The following is a 21,347-nucleotide window of genomic DNA, read 5'->3' as shown; positions in this document are numbered from 1 at the left end:
TCAGCGCAGACCTCACATCAACGCACACCTCACAATTAACGCGAGCAAAATTTACAAATCGAAAGTGGCGATGAGAGGAGTAGAAAATGCCGCTGTTAGTAAAATTTACAAATCGAAAGTGGTTGCACGAGGAGCAGAAAATGCCGCTGGCATCAGAATTTACAAATTGCAAGAGGTGATGTGATAGGGTGGAAAAATATCATTTTTATAGTGTTCCATATTTGGAACATAATATGTATTTATTGATCTATATATGGGTCAATATAAAATGCTTCTTTTGCAAACCCTATTCTAATCCTACATGCAATCTGTAAAAAACCGGAACCAAATCTCTTTTCAAAAGATTACTGTGGTCCCGGTTAAAAACCACCCTACTCAGAATTTGAAGTGCCCGCGGTAAGGATAATTTCCTGCTTCGATATCATCCTTCATATCCAGTCTGCCGCTAACACCTTCAAATACACCTTCGCCGCTGCCATCAACAAGAGGATGCTGACAACGACCAAGAATTTCCGCACCCAAATAGGAACCGTCTTCTGCACAGCCTTCATACTTTGCTTCAAACCTGTAAGTGGTCCAGAATGAACCGGAACTTCCTTTATAAGTACCAATAAAAAGTTCCCGGCCCACTTCGCGGTAGGTGCCGCTGGGGGAGCATTCGAATTCATCCACAAACACATAGAGACATCCCTCCAGGTCTCCTGTCATCCTGACGGCAAATGCCGCACCTTCTTGTCCTGCAACATTACAGGCATCCACAGCGTCAAAATAACCAATGCCAGCATATTGTGTTGCGCCCATAGATTTCATCAATACAGATTCCGGTTTGCCCAGGGCCAAGCCATCGGATAAAGAATAATCCTTACTGCAGCCGATGGTGATCAAACCAAGGCATAAGATCAGTGGAACAATTGATTTCTTGTTCATAATAGACCTCCCGTTATTTGGTGAATAAATAAAGACAGTCTAAGAAATCAGTTTGCAAAAGGGGAAGATAAGGTCGTGTATTCGTTAGGGCAAGAGAGGAAAAATGCAGCTGTGAGGAGTACTTAAATTTAAACAATTAATGCGAATAATGCAAAACATCATGCCCCCGGGGGGGGTGGTTTTTACTCTGCGGCAAAAAATTACAAATCGCAGGTAGAGGTGCCACGTTAGCTTTTTACCAATCGCAATTCCTGAGGGTGATGGTGTCGGAGAAGATCAGTTTTTTATTGTTCCATATATGAATCAAATTAAGCGCTTATTGATCGTTTTATGAATCAATATAAATTCCTCAGTTTTTCGACTTAAAGAAATCTATACTTTCATATTGCATTCAGAAGTCTGCTGCAATAGTGGATTCTTGAAAACGACTTTCATACAAAATTCAGGATAACTACTACTTGCGATCAGTAAAAAATTCGGGGATGGTAAATAAATGATGTAGATCAGCATAGTTTTGATTGGTAAAAATCGCTGTCATTGAAATTAAAGACTGTATGTGAGCATACTTTCGATTTGTAAGAAAGCAAGTGGCAGACTTTAAGCGTTATTGATAAAATTCAGTTTCGATTTGTATAAACCGCGGTCATTCAAAATAAATAGCTGTACAGGAGCTTAGTTTCGATTTGTAAAAACCGCGGTCATTCAAAATAAATAGCTGTACAGGAGCTTAGTTTCGATTTGTAAAAAATGGCGATCATTGAAAATAAATGGCAGTATGGGAGCTTACTTTCGATTTGTAAAAATCTCCGTGCAAGAATAAAAGCAAAAATAGAATCAAATCACCCCTTTATAACATACTCTACCCAGTTAGGTCCCTTCTTAAAGGAATCGGTGAACTCCTTTTTCTCCGAAGCCTTCAGTTCAGCGCGGAACTTTTTCGCCCGCGCATCCTGTATTACCCCAACATCGGTACGTACCAGTCGTCCGCGCGACTTTTCTATCAGCACCCGATACAATGATTTGTCGGGAAAATTCTCAGACCCGCCCCAGGCAGAAGGAACCTTATCCTGCACCAGCGGCATGAACACAACAAGATCATCATTCTGCACATGGTTGAGTCCGCTCACCGAAGCTGTTCCATTATGACTGCCATGGTGGCCCACTTTGTAGAAGATCGTATTGGCAAGCAGCTCAGCAGTATCCTTGCCTCCCTTTTTCTTCAGGCTGCGCATTACCGTTGGCTTATGCCAGCCCATCCAGTTTCCCGACTGTGCATCGCCGGGAAGCAACACCACGCGACCACTATCGCCAAATTCAATCGCCATCGCCAGACTGGTATTATTGGTGAGCGCCGTCACCCGCATAGCAATGGAGGCAGCATTCTCCAGCCAGTCGGTCTCAATCTGCCGCCAGCGATTAGCAATACTATTATAGTCTTTCTGAAATGCTTCCTTCTCCTTTCCCTGCAGTATATATTGCTCCCCAAAAGGCGACTGGCCCTCCTCCAGGCTGATCCCACTCTCCACAATAGGTTCATTAAAAGAGGAAAGGTTTTCATCCTCCCTTGCGAAAGCTGGATTTAGCACACCCGCAGAAGCCGGATTTATCATCCCCATAGAACCCGGATTGAATCCCGCCCCAGAACCCATATTCAACACACCTGCCCCGCCAGCCTTATCCGCTGCCGGCGCAGCCACCGCCAGTTTGTACATCTCATCTTCCTCCGTCGCGATCTTAAAGAATCGCATATCCCTGTCGCGCGGCGGACCCAGCACAAAAAACTTCATCCCCTCGGCACCTTCCATATCACTGATCACCTCCCCGGGTTTCAGGTATCGGACATCCCCCTTCTTCTTCAGGTAACTTACAGCATCACTGTTGGTGAGCGAGGCCCTGGCACCCCGCATCGGTATAACGCCATCCTCTAACCGAAGTAACTCCAGTGTATCTTCCATTGTTCTAAGCTGCGCTTTTGTACGCGCATCCATCCCCCTTACATGCGAGCTGGCGGCAGCTTTCCGCCGTAGCGAACTAATCGCCATTTCAGCAGCGCGTTTCAACTCCTGCATCTTCTTCCCGTAAAGATCTTTCAGGATCTTCGCGATATCATCGCCCTCATCCTCAATCCACGACATCCAGACCTTACCCACTTCAATGCGATCAAAAATCTCACGCGCCTGGTTGAATCCCGATACATGATCCATATGTTCATGGGTGAGCACCAGCAGGTCGAGCCTCCCATTGCAGGTGGCATGGATATCTTCCACGCAGGCTGTGATAGCTTCCTTCTTCGTCATCCATCCCCCGCAATCGATCAGCATGGAAAATGCGATATCATCACCGCGCTGGAAGAGCAGCAGGAGACAGTCGCCTACAGAACCGGTATTGTACATCCTGAAACGGATAGAATCTATTGCACTCATATAAGAGGAGTTTTAGCCTGGTGAATAAATGCGAGGGGTTCGGGCTTGTCGTGCGCGAAACCGATATCCTCTACGAGATCGCCAAGCATGCATCTCCACTGCATCTTAAGACGGCTTTCGTTGAATTTCAGTTTTCGGTTAGGCTTGTTCGTGAGCCGCCTGGTATCGAAGATGGGTTTACGGATAGCATGCCTCAGCGTCAGGTTATCAAGATCAAAGATGAGCGTGCAACCACCGCGGAAGATCATGCTCTCACCTGCCATATCAGTTTTACTGCCATAGCGGAATTTCCGGAAGGCGGGAACACCGTCTTTCTCTTCCACCGCCAGCTTGCATCGCTGCGAGAGGGTCATGATGATCTGGTTGAGCACATTGCCATCGGGACCGATCCGATTATGCAGTCGCAGGGAATGAATCTCCACCGATGGACCTTTTCGGCTACTGTTAGACGTTCGTATACCGAAATCTTTGTACTGTTCGGAGAATACGAGTCCGGTTATGTTTTCAAAAGTGATGGGGTCTTTAGCCGCGCCATGCTCATCGAACATATAACTATGCAATCCCTTGATGCCCAGCCGGGGATTGCCGCGGATGAAGTCGCGGGTTTCGTTGAAGATATCCTCTCGGTTTGTCTTATAGGCCAGCTTCTCCTTGAAGCCACGAAGGAACTGGCTGATATCACGCGCAAAGCCTTTCTTATCGCTCTCCGATTCATAGATACTATAGCCGAGCGTATCGGCCGAGAGGTTGGGAACGCCGGCGGGGATGATACCGCGCTTACGGAAAGCGTTGATGAAAGCGATCCGATAATGCTTGTCGTCATTCGCCACCAGCTCTTTGTCGGCGGTAATGAGCGCGCGGAGATAATCGCCGTAGTTAAGGTCCACCGGCGGACAATAATCCAGTGCCCGGATGCACATATTCAGTACATGTGATGCCGTTTTAGAAGCTTCGTCGGCCAGGCGGGAAACGAGATCCGGGTGAATATCACCGTTAGGAAGGATCCCCGTACCGCCCGTGGCTATGCGAAGAAGGTCGGCTGTGCGGTTTTTGTAGATAGTGACGAATGCGTCGAAGACTGCCGATACGAGCAGGGCGCCGCGGCCATGGCATTCGAGGTTGTTCTCGTAATCGGTGGGGCTGGGGGAATTACGTTGCCAAACACCATCAACTGTTTTACCGATGGCATCGCGGAGGGAGCGGTATTCACCGGTGGACTGCCCGAATTCCACCGCCAGTTTTGCCAGCAGGTTTTCGGCATCTATTTGTCCGCGTACGAGGCGAACCTGGTTGCGGACGATCTCGGGGTGGGTGAAATGCTGGAGCAGGGCAACGATATCGGCGAAGCCTTCGTGGAAGCCGGCGGTATCGGGATGGGTGGGTTCGAGGAAGCGGCTATACATGCCATCGAGGAGGGCATGGGTTGTTTCGTGGGCGATGATATCATGCGAGAGGCAGGAGAACACGATGCCTCCGGGCAGGTAGATGGCGCTGTTGGTGGCGGTGGCGTTGAAGTAGCCGAAGAGCAGGGCTTTTCGGTCGGCCGAGTAATAAGCGTTCTGGTCGCGCAGGGCATGCGGGAATACCAGCAATTGCCGCACGAATTCGAAGCTGCGTTTGTTATTGCTGTCGGTCATCTCCACGGGGCTCCACATGACTTTGCGGCCCAGGGCTTTCTCGAAATTTTTAATGGTGTTCATGGTAACGGCGTACACCATCTGCTGGTGGAACTGCGGATTGGTTTCACTAGGTGCGAGACCGTCGGATGCCAGTATCTCGGGACGGTTAAGGTCCACGGGTTTGTAGATGGCGTTGCTGGCGGGGTCGCGGTCAATGACGCGTATATATTCTCCATCGGGACCAGGCTGGAGGTTATCCTCCCAGGGGATTTTATAGGTGATCTCGTTGATGCCTGCTGTGTTGAGGTCGAGGGAGGTTATGGGGTCGAAGGCATAGCCTCGCAGCTTGCGGAAAGGCGGGCGGTTGTTGAGGATATGGTCAGACATAATGATAGATTAAAGCTGGACAATAGAGTTTAACCTGTATCTCGGTTAAGGTGGATGCCTGTTTGATGAGGCAGTCCATCTGTTCCTTTGACAGAGGGGTAAGATTTGTTCCCACGGTTCGGGCTATACGCTTTTCTTCTGCTGTGGGGAAATTGATGCTGCTGTAGTTGATCCGTTCCTTCAGCCAGTTAGTGATTTCGCCTGTGTAGTGGCCGGGACTCGCGACCCATTCTTCTTTCAGTTCGTGGGCCCTTATAACGGAGTCGGGCACCTGTTTTTTTTCGAGGTTGGAGATGAAGCCGCGGATGCTGTTTTCAGCATTCCATCCAAGGGAGAGGTAGGCAATTTGTTTGCCTTCCGTGGCGGCGTTTTCATATACATCCTGCACCATCTGAGAATTCTTTATGCGCATCATGAAGACGTTGACCGTTTGCACGAGCAGGGAGATCGTATTACTGAACGACAGTTCTTTTCCCATGCCGCCGCCGGCATCGCTGGTGATGATGATTGAGCAGTTGTACTGGCCGCGCTGCATGATCTTATGGATGCCCTGGTTATCGTATACGCCGCCGTCGACGAGGGCGGGATGGATGCGGTTGGCGTCGGAGGGCTCGCGGAAGAATTGTTTATCTATGGTTATGGGGGTGAAGGCGAAGGGTACGCAGGTGGAGGCCATGACGGCGCGCGCGATGGGGAATTCTGCGGCGTTGAATTTGATGGGGCGTTCGAGGAACTGGTAGGTGGAGTCTTGCATCCAGGTGCGGCTGAAGGTGAAAGGGCGTGCAGTTTGCAGGTTGGTGGATCCTATGACGAGTGTGGGTGATGGGTGCAGTTGGGATAAGGTTTTTTTATGGAAGAAGAATTCGTCGTAGATCTTTTCGATGCGACTGCTGGCGGGGAAGAGTTGGAACTGGAATTTGTATATGATAATAAGCAGGGCGATGATGAGTAACGGAGATACCCATGCGTAGTTGGTGAACAGAAGAATTATGGCGGGTATGATGAAGGCGAGCACTACCAGGATCAGCTGCAGGAAGGTTAACGAGAGAAGGAGTTTTTTGATAACGTTCTTTTGTTGCAGGCCGTAATAGAGGTCGTTGTAGAATTCGTCGAAGGTGTTTTTGCGGGTGCAATAGGCGGCGCCGGTTATGGATCCCCCCGAGATGGTGGAGATGATATCTACTTCTTCGAGGACATTCATTTCCTGGAGCTTCTTGAGGGTGCCGAGGTGGAAGGCTGCGGCGCGGTATCCCCCTCCGGAGAGGGAAAGTCCAAGGCGATTGGAGGCGGACATGGTTTAATGCTTTTGGATGCTGTGATGATACGAAAGAAAAGGAATAATGTCAATTACCAGTTTCGGGTATTTATGTGGGGTACGGGGGGTTGCGGGGGTTACGGGATGTGAGTTGCAGGTTGTGGGTTGCAGGTTGTGGGTTGCAGGTTGTGGATTGCGGGTTGTGGATTGCGGGCAGGAATAATGATGTTTACACTGCAGGTGAAATTTACAAATCGCAAGTGGTGATCATGGTGGGGTCGCTCATATACCGCGGTGAAAATTTACAAATCGCAAGTAGTGCTCCTGCAGGTAGAAAATATCGCTGCTATTAAATTTTACAGATCGCAAGTGGTTGTTTGAAGAGTAGAAATAATTCGCTGCTACTTAAAATTTACAAATCGCAAGTGATGATGCCTGAGGTAGAAAAGTATCGCTGTTAGTAAAAAATTACAAATCGCAGGTGGTTCGGGTGATGGGGCCGGAAAAGATCACTTTTTTATTGCTCCATATATGAATCAAAATGAGTGTTTATGGATCGGTTTATGGATCAATATAAATTCCTTACTTTTCCGCCCTGAAGAATTCCATACTTTCATATTGCATTCTGGAAATCGACTGTCATTCTGCATTCATGATAAAAGCCGTCACGCAGTATTCCTCAAAACTGCGAACATTCTGCATTCAGGAAAGCTAAAGCATAATACATTCATGAAAACTACTGTTATGCAGCATTCTTGAAAGCTCCCCATGCTGCATTCTTGAATGCTTCTCTCATGCTGCATTCTTGAAAGCTCCTCATGCTGCATTCTTGAAAGCTCCTCTCATGCTGCACTCTTGAATGCCGCGGTTCCCCAGATCTACTACTTGCGATTTGTATAATAATCGGCAACTGAAAAATTAATGGTGCGTATCGGCATACTTGCGATTTGTAAATAGTGGGGGGATGAAAAATAAATGGTGCGTATCGGCATACTTGCGATTTGTAAAATAATCAGCAACTGAAAAATTAAGGGTGCGGATCGGCATACTTGCGATTTGTAAAATAATCAGCAATTGAAAAATTAAGGGAGTGGATCTGCATAGTTTCGATTTGTAAATAGTGCGGGGATGAAAAATTAAGGGTGCGGATCGGCATACTTGCGATTTGTAAAATAATCAGCAATTGAAAAATTAAGGGTGCGGATCGGCATAGCTTCGATTTGTAAGAACCCTTGCAATAGAATCCTCCGGGAGATTCAATTCAGATGAATAAGGTTTTCATCCAACTCATTCCATAACACCCATTCGAACCAGGCATCATCATTAGATACGAGTAGGTAAAGGAGTTGGGAATGGTTTAGCGGTTTGGATGAATTTTGGAGTATTGACGCGTTTTGGAGTATTGACGCGTTTTGGAGAATTGACACGTTTTGCGGGAATGACACGTTTTGCGAGATTGACGCGTTTTGGAGTATTGACGCGTTTTGGAGTATTGACACGTTTTGGGGGATTGACGAGGCCGGAGTACTACAGATGCTTTCAGGCAAGGAAAATCGCCGGCGATTTGTAAAATTCCGCAGCTGGGGAGAGTTTTGAAATTTTAACGGGGATAGGTTGCCTGAGTTGTCCACTTGTATTAGTGTTTCGGAATGTAGCGTTGGCCCGTCGACCTGATTACTAAGTGGATGCACCTCCACTATTTGCGCGGATTGGTTAGCAGAAAAAAGCGCTGCCTCGCAGGACTGCTTCCATGCATCATAAGCCCCGGGAATCCCAAATTGTACAGCCAGGAAAACATCAACCAGTTTAGCGTCCTTTACTCCATCAGTAGTATAGTATCCCAGGATAGAGGCTGAATTGTATCGCTCATGATCGAAATCCATTGGCATCATGAGCCGGATATTGTGGTCCCTCCCCGGTTCTGCTACAACTCTTTTCCCGATGACGAAACTGGTGAGTCCGCTTTCGGTAAGCGTGAGTGCGAAACGGGGGTCATCCGCATCGAGGGCCAGGTCCTTCAACAGCCTCCTGATCAGGAAAAAATATTCCTGCGTCCAGCGAGGATCTTTATCACCAAATGCAAGCGCAACCAATGGGACTTCTCGTTTATATTTTTCCAGGTATCTGAGGCTACTGGCCATATGAAGAGGTTTATTTGCCTCAAATGTAGATCGTACCCCCCGCTCTAAAAACCGTGAAATCACCCTAATTGTTTTATAGCACATTCCTGACAGCTTGCAGGGCGCAATAAATGACTGTTTCCGCTGCGACTCAGGTCAATAGCCAAGTTCTGTCATTACTTCATCAAGCATAGTTACCATGGCATCGGCATTGGCTTTTGAAAAAACCAATGGTGGCTTTATTTTAAGCACATTATTCAACGGTCCATCCGTGCTTAATAGAAACCCCCTTTCTTTCATGGCCTCCACTATATCATCGATCTCGGGAACTGCCGGTTCCAATGTCTGGTGATCACGAATCAATTCTACTCCAATAAACAAACCATGTCCCCTTACATCTCCGATGATCCCATGCTTCGGCATGAGCGCTCTTAATCGTTCGAGAAGATGGGTGCCGGTTTTCCATGCATGTGCCTGTAGACCTTCCTCCTGTATCACCTGCAACACAGCTTTGCCCGTAACCATTGAAACAGGGTTGCCGCCATAGGTATTGAAGTATTCCATACCGTTATTAAATGCATTGGCGATTTCTTCTGTAACAACCACGGCAGCAAGCGGGTGTCCATTGCCGATAGGTTTTCCCATAACAACAATATCCGGGATCACATCCTGCAGCTCAAATCCCCAGAATGCCTCTCCCACCCTTCCAAAACCAACCTGTACTTCGTCGGCTATGCAAACACCCCCGGCCTTTCTGATCTTATCATATACAGCCGCCAGGTAGCCAGCGGGAAGCGGGATCTGTCCCCCAACCCCTAATAATGTTTCGCAGATAAATGCAGCGGGTGCTTTCCCTTCTGCCTGCAGCGAAGCAATGATCCGATCGATATCAGCAGCATATTTCGCGCCCGCATCTGTATCGGCAGTTTTAAATGGACCACGGAAACCATCGGGGTTCATCGCTTTGTGGATATATGGCTGCCTACCAAAACCTCCTTTACCATCGAACTTATATGGACTCATTTCAATAGCTGTTGTTGAAGTACCATGATAGGCGTGATCCAGCACAATAATATCTTTTTGCCCGGTGTAATGCCGGCTCATGCGAATAGCCAGATCATTGGCTTCACTCCCCGAATTAGTAAAATAACAAACCTTCAATGATGAAGGCAGCGTTGCCGTCAGCATTTCCGCATATTCAACAAGATGATCGTTCAGGTAGCGGGTATTCGTATTCAGGGTGGCCAGTTGTTGTTGCATGGCTTTTACTACTACCGGGTGACAATGACCAACATGACTTACGTTATTTACGCAATCCACATAGGTATTACCCTGGTCGTCGTACAAATATTGAAGGGCTCCCTTTTCAATCTTCAGCTTTTTGCGATAGCTGATACTAAGGTTCCGGCCAACAGATTGGAATCTTCTTTTCATCAATTCATCATGATCGTAGCCCCTCTGAATACAGGATGGCATCCCGCAGACCTCCCTGAATGCCTGTTGCGCACGGAGGGGATTGATCTCTATTAACTGGTAAAGAAGTTTCCAGGCGGCATTTTCCGTAACAAAATGGTGTTCATTAGAACTATCCAGGCTACGATTATAGGCCGCTCTTCCCACACTGATACAGAGCCGGCCCGCCACCAGATAATAAAGCAGGTCAACTTCCTTTTCGAGCAATGGGTATTGCTGGTGATATGCTTTTACCACCTCTACAGCAGAGGAGAGAGGATCATTCTTATGAAGCATCGCATAGGTACAGGCAACAGCCAGGTTATTGATCAACGGAGCATATACCATATCACCAAAGTCAATTAAGCCTGATATTGTATCATTGGTTACTAACAGGTTATAATCATTAGCATCATTATGTATATAAGCTTTCCTCAGACCTGACAAGGCAGGCAATACCAATGTTTCAAACTGTAATAAAAAATAAGCTGCAAGCCTTTTCTGTTCCGGGTTACTGATATATACAAGGTGGGGTGATGCATCCAGAGCATTACTAATATCCCACTCATAATGCCGGTGCATGGCGGGATGTTTAAAGTCTTTGAGCGCCTGGTCCATTCGCCCGAGAAAATCCCCCACGGAGTACAGAAGAGCAGGTGAATGAGATTTACAGTTTACCAGGAAATCGCCCTCTAAAAAATGAATCACCCGAACATAGTAGGGGGTTTCATTGATCGATACGGGTACAACATATTGATTATTGAGCGATGGCAGGATGTTTTGGAAACCCTCGCGCACAGACGATTGTTGCAGATAAAGAAGTATGGCTACCTGCGCCTCCTGGAAAAACAGGTCATGGACTTCAGATGCAACCTTGCAGATATAACGGCGGTTATCTGCAGTAGTTAGTAAGGCATTCTGTTCATCATAGCCCTGCAGTGTTTCGAGCTTACCGCTAAGGCCGTAATGCTGTTGCAGGATAGACGATAGTTGGGGAGCTGATAGATACATGATCAGTTAGCATTTTCGATTATAGGCGAAGGTCGTAAGCTAAGCAAAACTGATTAATTCCGGGTTTCTGCCGGCGAGTTTATTGTCTGTGTATTTTGCGGGAGAATATACTGAGGACGAGGGTTTACAAACTGCAGGTAGCTAAAAGAGGGGTGGAGAATTTCAGGTGCGGGAATTCTTTACAAATCGAAAATAGCTGGGAGTGGGAGATGTTTTTCACGTGCGGGATTTTTTTTACAAATGGAAAGTAGCGGGACAGAGGCTGTAGATTTTGAACGAGGGGAATTTTTTACAAATAGAAAGTAGCTGGGAGCCGGGAGGTGTTTCTCGTGTGCGGGAATTTCTTACAAATAGAAAGTAGCTGGGTGGTGGGAGGTGTTTTTCACGTGCGGGAATTCTTTTACAAATGGAAAGTAGTGTGACAGGGGGTGTGGATTTTAGAAGAGCGGAATTTCTTACATATTGAAAGTAGCGGGGAGGGGGCGTGGTTTTTCGTGTGCGGGAACCAATGTTAGTTTCGATTTGTAAGAAATCTATATATCTAAATTTTGGGGTAAGTATTTTATGAACTTGCGATATGTAAAAACTCTTCACGCCAATTTCAAGAGATCAGTATTTCTTGCACTTACGATTTGTAAGAAATCAATATTTAATCATTTTAATTCTAGCCCCCATAGTGCATGAAGTGATCATACTTCAGTAATACTTCTTCTGGTATCGATTCTTAATATCCATCAATATTTTGCGGGAGACCGGGAGTTCAAGTTTGTCGATAAATATTGCAGAATCGGTTATGGCAGTTATGGAAGACCAGGCCACTATACAGGAACGATGCACCTTAATAAATACATGGCCCGGCAAGTCAGCTTCCAATACCTGCAAGGGCGTGCTGAGCAGGTATTCGTGGGTTGCCGTCACAACCTTGCAGAGCTTATTCTCTGATACTATGTATTTAATTTGGGTCTGCGGTACTACAACCCATTTCTTTCCGTTGCGAATTAATAGTTCTTCGGTTACCATGTGTTGGGTGTTTGAATGTATGAGGGTGGAGGGTTACCATTTGTTGGGAATTAGAATGCATGAGGGTTGATGGTAGGTATACGGAATCAGATAAACAAACAGAGTACGGATTAAATTTAATGCAATTATTTTTCAGTGGTCGACTGCCTAGCAGGCGATTGCTTGGTGGGTGCCTGATTAGAGGTTGCCTGATTGGTGGGCACCTGATTGATGGGCAGCAACTGGTTGGCGGGGGCCGGAGTAGTCAGGGACTGAGAAGTCGGGGACTGAGAAGATTCATTTGCGCGCAACTGATTTGGCCGCTCCAGGTGTATAGTCCCATTCTCATAAATTCCCTTCTCCCCTTCCTCAAGGCTCCAGTTATTATTCTTGTCATAACCAAAAAGCACATTCTGTCGGCTCACGTCAAGCACTATACGCTTTGCGATACTATCGTTCTGAAGGGAAAATGCACCTTTCACACTCTGCGCATACACACCTTCCAGCTCCACACGGAAGGGCTCGCGGTCCATATAGCGAACATCAAATTTTGCGCTGCCCTTAAGCTTAACCAGGCGATCATAATAATAGAAATCCTCGGGAAAGTACATACTGGAATGCGGCATCAGATCCACCCTTGTACTATCGGCCAGCCAGATCGTTTTGGGCTGATCGCCGGTTTGTACGGTGATCTTCTTCCAACTGATCTGTTTTAACTTCTCATTAGTGGTGAGCCGGCTCACAATTCGTCCCGGTATAAAAATATCGATCATCGTCAGCACAATTATGGCTACTACTCCCCAGCCGAGGATCTTAGCAATGATATTCCCCTTCCGCGGTTCTTTCTTCGCCATCTTCACAAGTAGATGCATGGTAGAAGCCCCTGTTCCTTCCCTGTTCGTATCAAGGAGCAGATCGAAAAGATAGCTGTTGGCCTCGGATTCATTCATCCATATATCGAGTTCATCCTTCTCCTCCTGGGTAGCGAGCTTCAGGAAAAAATTCCGCAATAAGTGCGCAGCCCTTTGTGTGAGATTGGCAACCGCGGCCGCCTGTTCCAATTCTTTACTGATCTTACTCATAATTTATATTTATTGCTGAAATCATCGGGGTTCATATTTGTGACCTCAAAAAAATTAAAGCGCATAGCTCCTTCCGTTTCAAAGCCCGACTTAAATGTGATCTCTCTTACAGTCATATTGGTATATATCAATAATTTTTTCGCCTCTTCTACCCTAAGCCGGTTCCTTAATTTCGCCATACCAATTCCAAAATGATGTCGGAAGGCTTCTTTGAGTGTGTTCTCATTTGTACCCAATGCTTTAGCCCTTTGATTGATGTTCACCTTTTCCAAATACTGTTCGATGATTAGTTTTTCGGCCGCTAATGCTATCCCCAGCATCCTATCAGAGCAGTAGGGTGATTCCTTCGCCTCCCGGCATTTTTCCATCAATCCGAGAAGCAACTGCTGAAGTTGATTAGATAACCATTCTGTGGGACGGGGGATTGATTTAGGCGCAAAAAGGATATCGGCAACCTTTACCTGCATCTCTTTGGTGAGCCTGTATCCCCCCAGTGAAAATTCATCGAGGCAGAGTTCAGTTCGCTCTATAAGCCCTTCAAGGTTGTAGAGCAGGTATTTTACTTTACTCCCTAACAATTTGATCTGATAGTCTTTTGCTTTAAAAACAGCACTACAGCCCCTGGAAATAACATAAGTGCGGTCTCCCACCATAAAATCTAATTGCCCTTCTACCACAATCACCATCCAGTGTGCTTCTTCCACATTATCCTTTGTTAGTACTACTTCATTGGGAACATCATAGTCAAACAACTGAAGCAATCCATCCACAGTATCATAGCTCTGCAGCGCGATCTTTCCTTTGAATGCATTGGCCCTTCCGTTGCTGCTGAGACTGAGTCCGGGAAGGGGAGCCAGCAGATCCGAGATGGATGAGAACCGGATAGAGTCTTCGCCTATATGTTTAAGTTTTGTCAGCAAGTAAAAGGATTAAGAAGTTAGCGACATCACCAGGGCAAGGACAATGCAATGCTAAAAACAGTTATGCATACCTGCAAACTTTTGGATATGAAATTTGGCTCCGGAGCAAATGTTCCCGAAAACAAGGTTATTATTCCCGAAAACGAGGTTGGGTTTCAGAAATTTTCTGCATTGAGGAAGAGAGGGCAAATAAGGGGGATTTTTTCATGGAAAGATCCCTGAAAGAGGGGTGAACTGGTATTTTATTAAAGAGAACGATACACCTGTGCAGCACTTTACGAAATGCATGTAGCTCCAGGAATGGGACTCAGAAAAAGAGTGTTTTTTATTGATTCATATATGAGTCAATAATGTGCATTTTGGTCTAAATATGGAACAATAAAAATCGCTGGTTTAAAAAAAGTAGGACTCCTTCCTGATTGCACTTTGTAATATCTCATGGACAAATCAATCTAGCGATGAGATTTACCCTCGTATAATCTAATAATACCTCATCGCATACCGACTATTCAGATCGGGCAACACATTGCGTGAAACCGGTAACTCTTCGCTGCCAACACAAACACCATTAGTTGTTAACGCCGTAATATGACTCCATGCAACGAGGTAACAGCGATGCACGCGCAGAAAGCGATCGCTGGGAAGATCAGCCTCCAGCACCTGCAGCGGCGTGGTCAGGATATGTTCGCGGTGAATAGTTATCACCCGACATACTTTATTATCGGCCTTGATGTAGCGGATATCAGCGATACGAAGCACCAGCCACTTATCGCCAGCCCGTACAAGTATTTCTTCAGGGTTCATTTGACTAAGTTTTATCAATATTGGAATGCTGTTTATTTAATTGCAGAGGAAGAAATCCCCGGCCAGGACTAGCCGGGGACTCACAAAAAATCACGATGGTACAAGGGTGCTGTGGTAACGGTCTGAAAGATTTTTTACGGTTAGCCATACCCGTTCGCCCTCGTCGATGCAGGCGCGTACTTTCTTCATCAGCATCCTAAAGGCGGTATGGGAGTTCCTGCCGATGCCGGGCGAGAGCTGCTCTGTTACCGGGGCAATGCATCCCTTCAGTTCCTTAAGCGCATTATTGGCCTTATGGATGAGGATGAGCGTGCGGCCCGGAACATCCAAAAGCATCAGGTGCCAGCGATGTCGTTCGCTGAAGCGAAGCGCCAGGCGATAACGGCCTTCGGGGATGCAGGAAACCAGTCTTCGGTTCTCCCTCCACGGTAGTTCGATCGTAAAACAGAGAAAGCGTTCTTCGCAGCTCAGGATCCCATCAGTAGCCTCGGGATGGTAATCGCGTTCTAATAGTAGTTCCATGATCATAGGGTTTTGCGGATGATGGCCTGGTTGCCGGCGAGGTCGGAGGCCTTGATGAATAACTGAGCGCCGGCGAGTTGCTCCATGGTGCAGCGCGTTTTGCAGGTCCACTCTTCCCTGTATTTTGACTTGGTACCATTGCCTTCGGCCAGCACCTGTTTCTGCGCATCCGTTAACACGAACTCTACCTGGGTTACGCCCACATTGTCAGTAGCCGGTACTATAATGTTTACAGTATTACCGAAAACGGTTCGCAGTGTTGGCTCACCCAGCATGGGACCAACAAGTGCATCGTTGAACGCAAGTTTGTAGAAGCTCGGCGCATCGGGCTGGAGCTGGCCATAAGAATGCAGCCGATCGGGGTCTTTCATCACTTTCTGGGCATATCGGGATGCCAGTTTGAAACGATGCTCACCACCGGCGATGGTAACGCGGGTCTGGGAGGGAGGCAGGGCGTTGGATTGGATGGTTGATAAGGAATTGGATCCCTGCTGTGCATTGATCTGTGAAGCGGGTTGCGTAATGATCGATGAGCCCGGTTGTGCATTGGATGCCGGAATCAGTTTAGAATTTGATCTGGAATATTGTTTTTCAGTATATCCAGATTTCTTCAATTTCCTGTATTCGGTCCGGGCCAAATGAAGCGGAGCGAGAAGTTGCATGAGCACTTTATACATGTTGCGGGCTGTATAATCCCATTGAATTTTTGCCATAATAAAAGCGTTTAGGGTTGGGGGTTTAGAGTTTAGGTTTTTGTAGGGGTTAATGATTGGGATAAGGGTTTTTTACAATAAGTGATTTGCGCTTAAGGGTTTGTGTTAGTTTAAAGAAAGTCCCGGCCGGCGGGGCCGGGACTGAAATAAAAAAAAGAACCAAAGAGGGATCCGCCTATCCCTTCACTGCCACCTGGCTGATGGCGCTGGCAACGGTAGCGGCCACACCGAGGTAGGAAGCGATGGTGGTGACTATGGCCGGCAGGGCCACGGGACTCGCAAGCAGAGCGGCACTGATGCCGGCAAGTGCCAGACCAACATTTCGCAGCTTCTTAAAGAAGCTCGGAGTTTCTGCAAGGGCGCGTTCAGCAATGGTCAGTTTGTCGATTTCCTGTTGTTTCATTTGTTCGGGATTTAGGGTTATGAAATAGGTGTTTTCAAGGGTAAGGACCTGGATCAGATCACTCCTTCAAGGATGGTTTTGCTTTTGGGGATATCCTCCGCCGTTACCCGCACGATGGTTCCGGCTGGCGAGGGATTCGCCACCTTTGTAGTGTAGATCCAATCAAAACCGTTGTCATCCATCACAGCATCCCCTTCTTCGAGTACAGAGCCATCAGGTGCGAAGAGGGTGAAGACAACTTTGGTGACGCGGAAATTATCTGTGGCTTCCACCAGCATCTGTTGCCCGGCCTGTCCGGTATAGGATTCGGTACGGAGAGCGGAAAGTTCGGGAGCATAGAATTTGTCCTGGAAGGCCACGTTGAAGGCCGATTGGTTGCCACGTCGAACAGCTTCATACTGCTCTTTCAACTCAGGGTTCTGGATTGCTTTTTTTGCATAGATAACAGCGAGCCTGAAATTGCGCTTGGTCTGTTCTCGCCTTGGCTGGTATTCTCCCTTCAGCTCGAAAGTTTTGGGCATACTGGCGAGGATGGATTTTGAGCCTTTTTTGCGAATTACAAATTGATCATCCAGTTTACCTCCATAATTGTGGGTGATGATGTTGGTCTTTTTCCTGGTATTTGCCATTGTTTTTGGTTTTTAATGGTTTGAAAAAAAGGGATCGGATTCCGGGGATTGTAAATAGGGGTTTCGGGTCTTTTGCTATCTTTTCTGCCTTCCTTTTGGGCGGTTCGGGCCACGACAATGATGGTTCGGACTGTTTTACGGTATAGTGAACGCATTGGAGACGCATCGCGGACGTTTCAAACACGCTTCAAAAACGCTTCAAAAACGCTCTGCGCACGCTTCCGCCACCGTTCCATCACGCTTCGGAGACGCTTCCCGCACCCTTCAAACACGCTTAGAGAAAGCTTAGAGAAGGCTTAGAGAAGGCATAGAGAAAGCTTAGAGAAAGCTTCAAACACCGCTCGGATACCGCTTAACACTTACTCCCGGATGGTTTTGCGGGGCCATTCCTCCCGCTCTACCGAATGGCTGTCCGGCTCAGTAAACATTGCACAGTGGGTGTTAGCTTATAGGTCGTGTATATACTTCAGTTTTAGATCTTTTGCATAGGCAGGGCCCAGCGGAACGCTACGCTTACCCAGGTAGATCTCATCATTGCTTATACCGGTAACGTAATTCCAGTTCACGACAAAGAAACGGTGTGCCCGCACGATGTTTTTAAAGGGCAGGTTGGCCAACAATTTAGTCAGCGAACATCTGTAGGTGTAGTTCATCTCGTGGGTGAACAGAACGCAATGCTTTTCCACTACCTGAACATAGAGGATGTCATCCACCAGGAGCCTGAAATACTGCGATCCATTTTTGATCAGCATGTTATTCTCTTTCATATCATTTGGTTTTAGGTTAATTGTTTGTTTTGAACTATACTATTATACCCTTCCCGAAACAGGATTCCAAATGAGATTCGTGAATGACATAAACTATGGTGTGAGTGACGTAAATGTTGGTGTGAACTGCAAAATGGAGGGTGTAAAAAAGGGTGTTTTTCTGGATGGGCAGCATAAAACAAGGAGGAAAAAAGCTCCCGAAAACGAGGCTAACGGCCTCCCGAAAACGAGGTTAGGGTGAAAACACCCTTTTTGAAAATGTTTAAGCAGTATTTATTAAATTAGAAACCACCAAACCTTAACCATTAAACCAACTAGCTTATGCAGGAAGATTTATACGGGAAAGATTTCAACTGGCATGGAAATAAAGCCGTGCCGGAATGGAGAATGGAGTTTTCAATATATCTGGTGATGAAGAGTCGCCACAACAAGGATGGACTTTACGAGGAATTAGTTTTAGAAGAGGAGGAGGAATTTGAAGAAACAGAGCCACTGTCAGAAGAAAATATTAAAGATCTCCTTGATAGTCTTAAAATGGTCGCATTGCAGGGCGATGAAAAAAGTCAATACCATTTTTTTCAGCTTGTCACTACCATGGAGAAAACAATATCTCCGGATTCGGCATTCATGCAATCAATTATCCGGGAAGCAATTCCCTTTGAGCCATATCTCTTCCAATTTGCAAAAGACCTGGCTTTTAAAACGAACAATATATGGGCAGCACAGGCCGGAATTCATATTTTGGGAGCAAGTAAGAACGAAGCAGTATTGCCTGATATAAAAATATTAGGTATTCTTGACGGTTTGGTGAAACATACCATAGCTGTCATTGATTTTATGGTTGATGATCCTGTTATGGATCTCTGGGATCTGGGCAGAATAACGGGGCATTTTGGAATAATGCAGGTAATTGAAGAGTTGTCAAAATATCCGATAAACCAGGAAATAAAAGATTGGATACTATCCGAGGGATCTGGTATGGGAGCTATTCCACACGACTGGGCTTTAACCGTTGCCAGGGTGGGTGGATTAGATGAAAAGTTATTGGCAGATACAATAGATCTTGATTTATACAAATGCGCCAGGGACCTTATCAGCTATCTCATAGAAACAGAATCGCAAAAAGAAGGGATGTATTTGTATGAGCCGGCTGCAACCACCATCAGGAACTTTGTACGACATGCAAAGCAGCATGCAGCAGAGGTCACGGATTATTACAAATTGCATAAACTAAGCGAGTTCCTGAGGTTTTTTGGTGCATTGATGGAGGGCGTTAAAAAGGATGGAAGCAATTATGCGTGGACAAATGATTGCAGGGACAAAATAGAGGATATTCTATATAGCCGTGATTGGGAGGAACTGGTATTGGAGGGAATAGAATACTTTGAAAATAAAGATTACTATGAAGCGAAGGAAGTGGCTTCCTTACTAGGTATAGATACTTCGGACTATATAGTGATCCGATTACAAAAAGATCCTGATGATACCCGTTTATGGGAGGATGTTGTAGAACACCATAAACCAGGAGATGTGAATCTGCTGATACAGTTGGCATTAGACCATCTCCCATGGGAAGAATATGTAAATGTTCCGGAGGAGGAGGACTCTATGGGCGGCTACCCAGGTGACATCGATAATATAAATTCAGCAATTAATTTATTGAAAGCCTATCCCGGAAAAGGTGAACAGATCATCTTATACGGCCTCGAAAGTACTATCGCGAAGCATCGGAGGAGCGCAATAATGGTTTTGATTTCCTGGAAAAGAAAATACTGGTCCCTTGAGATCAGGGATGCTGTTGATAGTATGAGAAAAATTGAGAAGGATAGCTATATCCGGAACCTTCTCGATAAGTTTTTGCCCGACGAAAAGAACCATAGAACCAAAGCTGAATTGAGGCAATTATTAAAAAAGAAGGCTTACGCCGGTTCAGGGGAATGGAGAACGGAGGAGTCAATATTGAACTTTCTTCGGCAGCAGACTAGCGAGGAAGGAAGACTTAATGCTGCTGCGGAACTGTTGCCGGATGATGGCATCTATAATTACGTAGCAGACTTAACTTTTCAGGAATCAACAATCCTGTTTTCAGAAATTGATGAATCAGATGAGGACGCGCACGATATATCAGCTACTCCAAAAGGGGCAAGAATGACAGCGGATCTGGTTCGACTATTAAAGGAGATCGCTGCCGCGGGTGATAAAAAATCGGAGGTAGGATTTTATGCAATAGCTGCAGAAATGAAAAGCTACAAACTTCATATACTGGTAGATGATTTTGTTAAAGCGATCAGTAAGGAATCTTTAGCCACAGAGCCTTATCTGTTTCGCTTTGCCTATGATCTGCTAACACGATCAAATTACCGGCTTAACGTCATTTATGGGATCGCCATTTTAAGAGAATATGGAAATGCATCGGTGGTGGATGAGCTTAAACTATTAGGAATGCATAGTTACTTTACAGAATATGCCGTGTCAGCCATTTGCAGGCTATCCAATGATCCTGCTTCCGATTTGTGGGATATGGCGAAGCGGGTGGATAGGTTACAGAAGATAGAAATTGTAAGAGTATTAGCAGGATTAGCGTTAGAGGATCCTGTGAAGGAATGGCTATTGATGGAAGGACATACAGATTATCAATCATCGAACAATTGCCTGCTCTGCGCCATGCAGGGCGGTTTACACGAAAAGCTTGACGCAGAACAGATAGATCAATCTTTATACAAAGCGGGTTCTGCGCTGGTGAATGGTATGATGTATGAGCGTGAGGTACCCTATAAATTCTCCTATTATGAACACGGTGTTCCGGTGGTATGGAATCTAATAAGACATGGCAGGGAGCATGCACGTGATCCGATAGATCTTATGCACCTGCTGAAAATTGAGGATTACCTGAAGAATGTTGAAGTATTTGCCGGACATATAAAGAAAAGTGGCTGGACCGCAGAGATCGCCCGGGAATGTATCCGCGATACCAGGCAGTTCATTGATAGCCATGACTGGATGCCTGTTCTGAAAGAGTGGTATAAAAGTGATGATGCGGAGTGCAGGAGAACTGCCGCGGAGGCCACATTTCTTAATGATTTGGATTTTGAAGAACTGCAGAAGTGATTACTAAAAAAGATTATGTGGCGCTTGGATAAAAACAGTCATAATTCTCATAATAGGAAAAAGCTTTAAAGCCATGCAATAAAAATAGAATCATCAGGGAGCTCAGAGTGGAGCCCCCCAAAGACATCGGCAAGGCGTGTCGCGTACTTAAAATAAGCAGAAGCAGTTTGCAAACCGATCAGTGAAGGATGATAGTGCTATTATCC

General features: G+C 46.2%; 19 protein-coding genes. 4 read left to right on the top strand and 15 right to left on the bottom strand.

All coding sequences use genetic code 11. From position 1 onward, the window contains the following. Positions 1 to 184 (top strand): hypothetical protein (locus HY58_RS19785; protein WP_216593833.1); only part of this gene is annotated, 184 nt, incomplete at its 5' end. Positions 185 to 375: 191 nt separating this feature from the next. Here HY58_RS19785 and HY58_RS18050 read toward each other — a convergent pair. From HY58_RS18050 to HY58_RS18030, 3 genes are all read right to left on the bottom strand, one after another. Next, positions 376 to 927, bottom strand: coding sequence for a hypothetical protein (locus tag HY58_RS18050; RefSeq protein WP_039135453.1), 552 nt, complete (start codon positions 925 to 927; stop codon positions 376 to 378). 839 nt (positions 928 to 1,766) lie between these two features. Beyond that, positions 1,767 to 3,350, bottom strand: coding sequence for a hypothetical protein (locus HY58_RS19100; RefSeq protein WP_052324281.1), 1,584 nt, complete (start codon positions 3,348 to 3,350; stop codon positions 1,767 to 1,769). Beyond that, entirely contained in the window at positions 3,347 to 4,753 is a 1,407-nt protein-coding gene (locus HY58_RS18030) for a hypothetical protein (RefSeq protein ID WP_156123757.1), read from the bottom strand. The genes HY58_RS19100 and HY58_RS18030 overlap by 4 nt, the downstream gene beginning before the upstream one ends. On the opposite strand from HY58_RS18030, the gene HY58_RS19575 reads away from it, so the two are divergent. After that, positions 4,724 to 5,389, top strand: a complete 666-nt coding sequence (locus tag HY58_RS19575; protein ID WP_156123756.1) for a hypothetical protein — start codon at positions 4,724 to 4,726, stop codon at positions 5,387 to 5,389. The genes HY58_RS18030 and HY58_RS19575 overlap by 30 nt on opposite strands. Here HY58_RS19575 and HY58_RS18025 read toward each other — a convergent pair. The 12 genes from HY58_RS18025 to HY58_RS17965 all read right to left on the bottom strand — a co-directional run bounded on the left by HY58_RS18025 (position 5,349) and on the right by HY58_RS17965 (position 18,033). Further along, entirely contained in the window at positions 5,349 to 6,650 is a 1,302-nt protein-coding gene (locus HY58_RS18025; protein ID WP_039135443.1) for a patatin-like phospholipase family protein, read from the bottom strand. The two genes, HY58_RS19575 and HY58_RS18025, sit on opposite strands and share 41 nt — an antisense overlap. A gap of 1,217 nt (positions 6,651 to 7,867) precedes the next feature. Continuing rightward, a complete protein-coding gene (locus HY58_RS18015; protein WP_039135438.1) occupies positions 7,868 to 8,752 on the bottom strand; it encodes a hypothetical protein in 885 nt (294 codons plus the stop codon). 135 nt (positions 8,753 to 8,887) lie between these two features. Continuing rightward, positions 8,888 to 11,194 carry an aminotransferase class III-fold pyridoxal phosphate-dependent enzyme gene (locus HY58_RS18010; protein ID WP_039135435.1) on the bottom strand — a complete coding sequence of 769 codons (2,307 nt, stop codon included), beginning with the start codon at positions 11,192 to 11,194 and terminating at the stop codon, positions 8,888 to 8,890. 696 nt (positions 11,195 to 11,890) lie between these two features. Continuing rightward, the gene (locus tag HY58_RS18005; protein ID WP_039135432.1) at positions 11,891 to 12,214 is read right to left on the bottom strand and encodes a LytTR family DNA-binding domain-containing protein; all 324 of its coding nucleotides are present in this window, start codon (positions 12,212 to 12,214) and stop codon (positions 11,891 to 11,893) included. Positions 12,215 to 12,339: 125 nt separating this feature from the next. Further along, a complete protein-coding gene (locus HY58_RS18000; protein ID WP_039135428.1) occupies positions 12,340 to 13,275 on the bottom strand; it encodes a FecR domain-containing protein in 936 nt (311 codons plus the stop codon). Then, a complete protein-coding gene (locus HY58_RS17995) occupies positions 13,272 to 14,195 on the bottom strand; it encodes a helix-turn-helix domain-containing protein (protein ID WP_039135427.1) in 924 nt (307 codons plus the stop codon). Before HY58_RS17995 ends, HY58_RS18000 begins: the two co-directional genes overlap by 4 nt. A gap of 480 nt (positions 14,196 to 14,675) precedes the next feature. Further along, the gene (locus HY58_RS17990; RefSeq protein ID WP_052324279.1) at positions 14,676 to 14,999 is read right to left on the bottom strand and encodes a LytTR family DNA-binding domain-containing protein; all 324 of its coding nucleotides are present in this window, start codon (positions 14,997 to 14,999) and stop codon (positions 14,676 to 14,678) included. A 90-nt stretch (positions 15,000 to 15,089) separates the two neighbouring features. Next, positions 15,090 to 15,521, bottom strand: coding sequence for a DUF5675 family protein (locus HY58_RS17985; protein ID WP_039135456.1), 432 nt, complete (start codon positions 15,519 to 15,521; stop codon positions 15,090 to 15,092). Positions 15,522 to 15,523: 2 nt separating this feature from the next. Beyond that, positions 15,524 to 16,234 (bottom strand): Ig-like domain-containing protein, encoded by a 711-nt coding sequence (locus HY58_RS17980; protein ID WP_039135423.1) that lies wholly within the window; start codon positions 16,232 to 16,234, stop codon positions 15,524 to 15,526. A 175-nt stretch (positions 16,235 to 16,409) separates the two neighbouring features. Then, positions 16,410 to 16,637 carry a hypothetical protein gene (locus HY58_RS17975; protein ID WP_039135420.1) on the bottom strand — a complete coding sequence of 76 codons (228 nt, stop codon included), beginning with the start codon at positions 16,635 to 16,637 and terminating at the stop codon, positions 16,410 to 16,412. Between the two features lie 53 nt (positions 16,638 to 16,690). Continuing rightward, positions 16,691 to 17,266: a hypothetical protein gene (locus HY58_RS17970; protein WP_039135417.1), complete on the bottom strand. Its 576-nt coding sequence runs from the start codon at positions 17,264 to 17,266 to the stop codon at positions 16,691 to 16,693. A 446-nt stretch (positions 17,267 to 17,712) separates the two neighbouring features. Further along, positions 17,713 to 18,033, bottom strand: a complete 321-nt coding sequence (locus tag HY58_RS17965) for a LytTR family DNA-binding domain-containing protein (RefSeq protein ID WP_039135415.1) — start codon at positions 18,031 to 18,033, stop codon at positions 17,713 to 17,715. A gap of 70 nt (positions 18,034 to 18,103) precedes the next feature. On the opposite strand from HY58_RS17965, the gene HY58_RS17960 reads away from it, so the two are divergent. Next, the gene (locus HY58_RS17960; RefSeq protein WP_156123755.1) at positions 18,104 to 18,274 is read left to right on the top strand and encodes a hypothetical protein; all 171 of its coding nucleotides are present in this window, start codon (positions 18,104 to 18,106) and stop codon (positions 18,272 to 18,274) included. An 80-nt stretch (positions 18,275 to 18,354) separates the two neighbouring features. Next, a complete protein-coding gene (locus tag HY58_RS17955) occupies positions 18,355 to 21,141 on the top strand; it encodes a hypothetical protein (protein ID WP_039135410.1) in 2,787 nt (928 codons plus the stop codon). Positions 21,142 to 21,347: the final 206 nt, after the last annotated feature.

This window comes from Flavihumibacter sp. ZG627, assembly GCF_000814325.1.
Taxonomy (GTDB): Bacteria; Bacteroidota; Bacteroidia; order Chitinophagales; family Chitinophagaceae; genus Flavihumibacter.
This window is presented reverse-complemented; position numbering and strand designations above follow the sequence as displayed.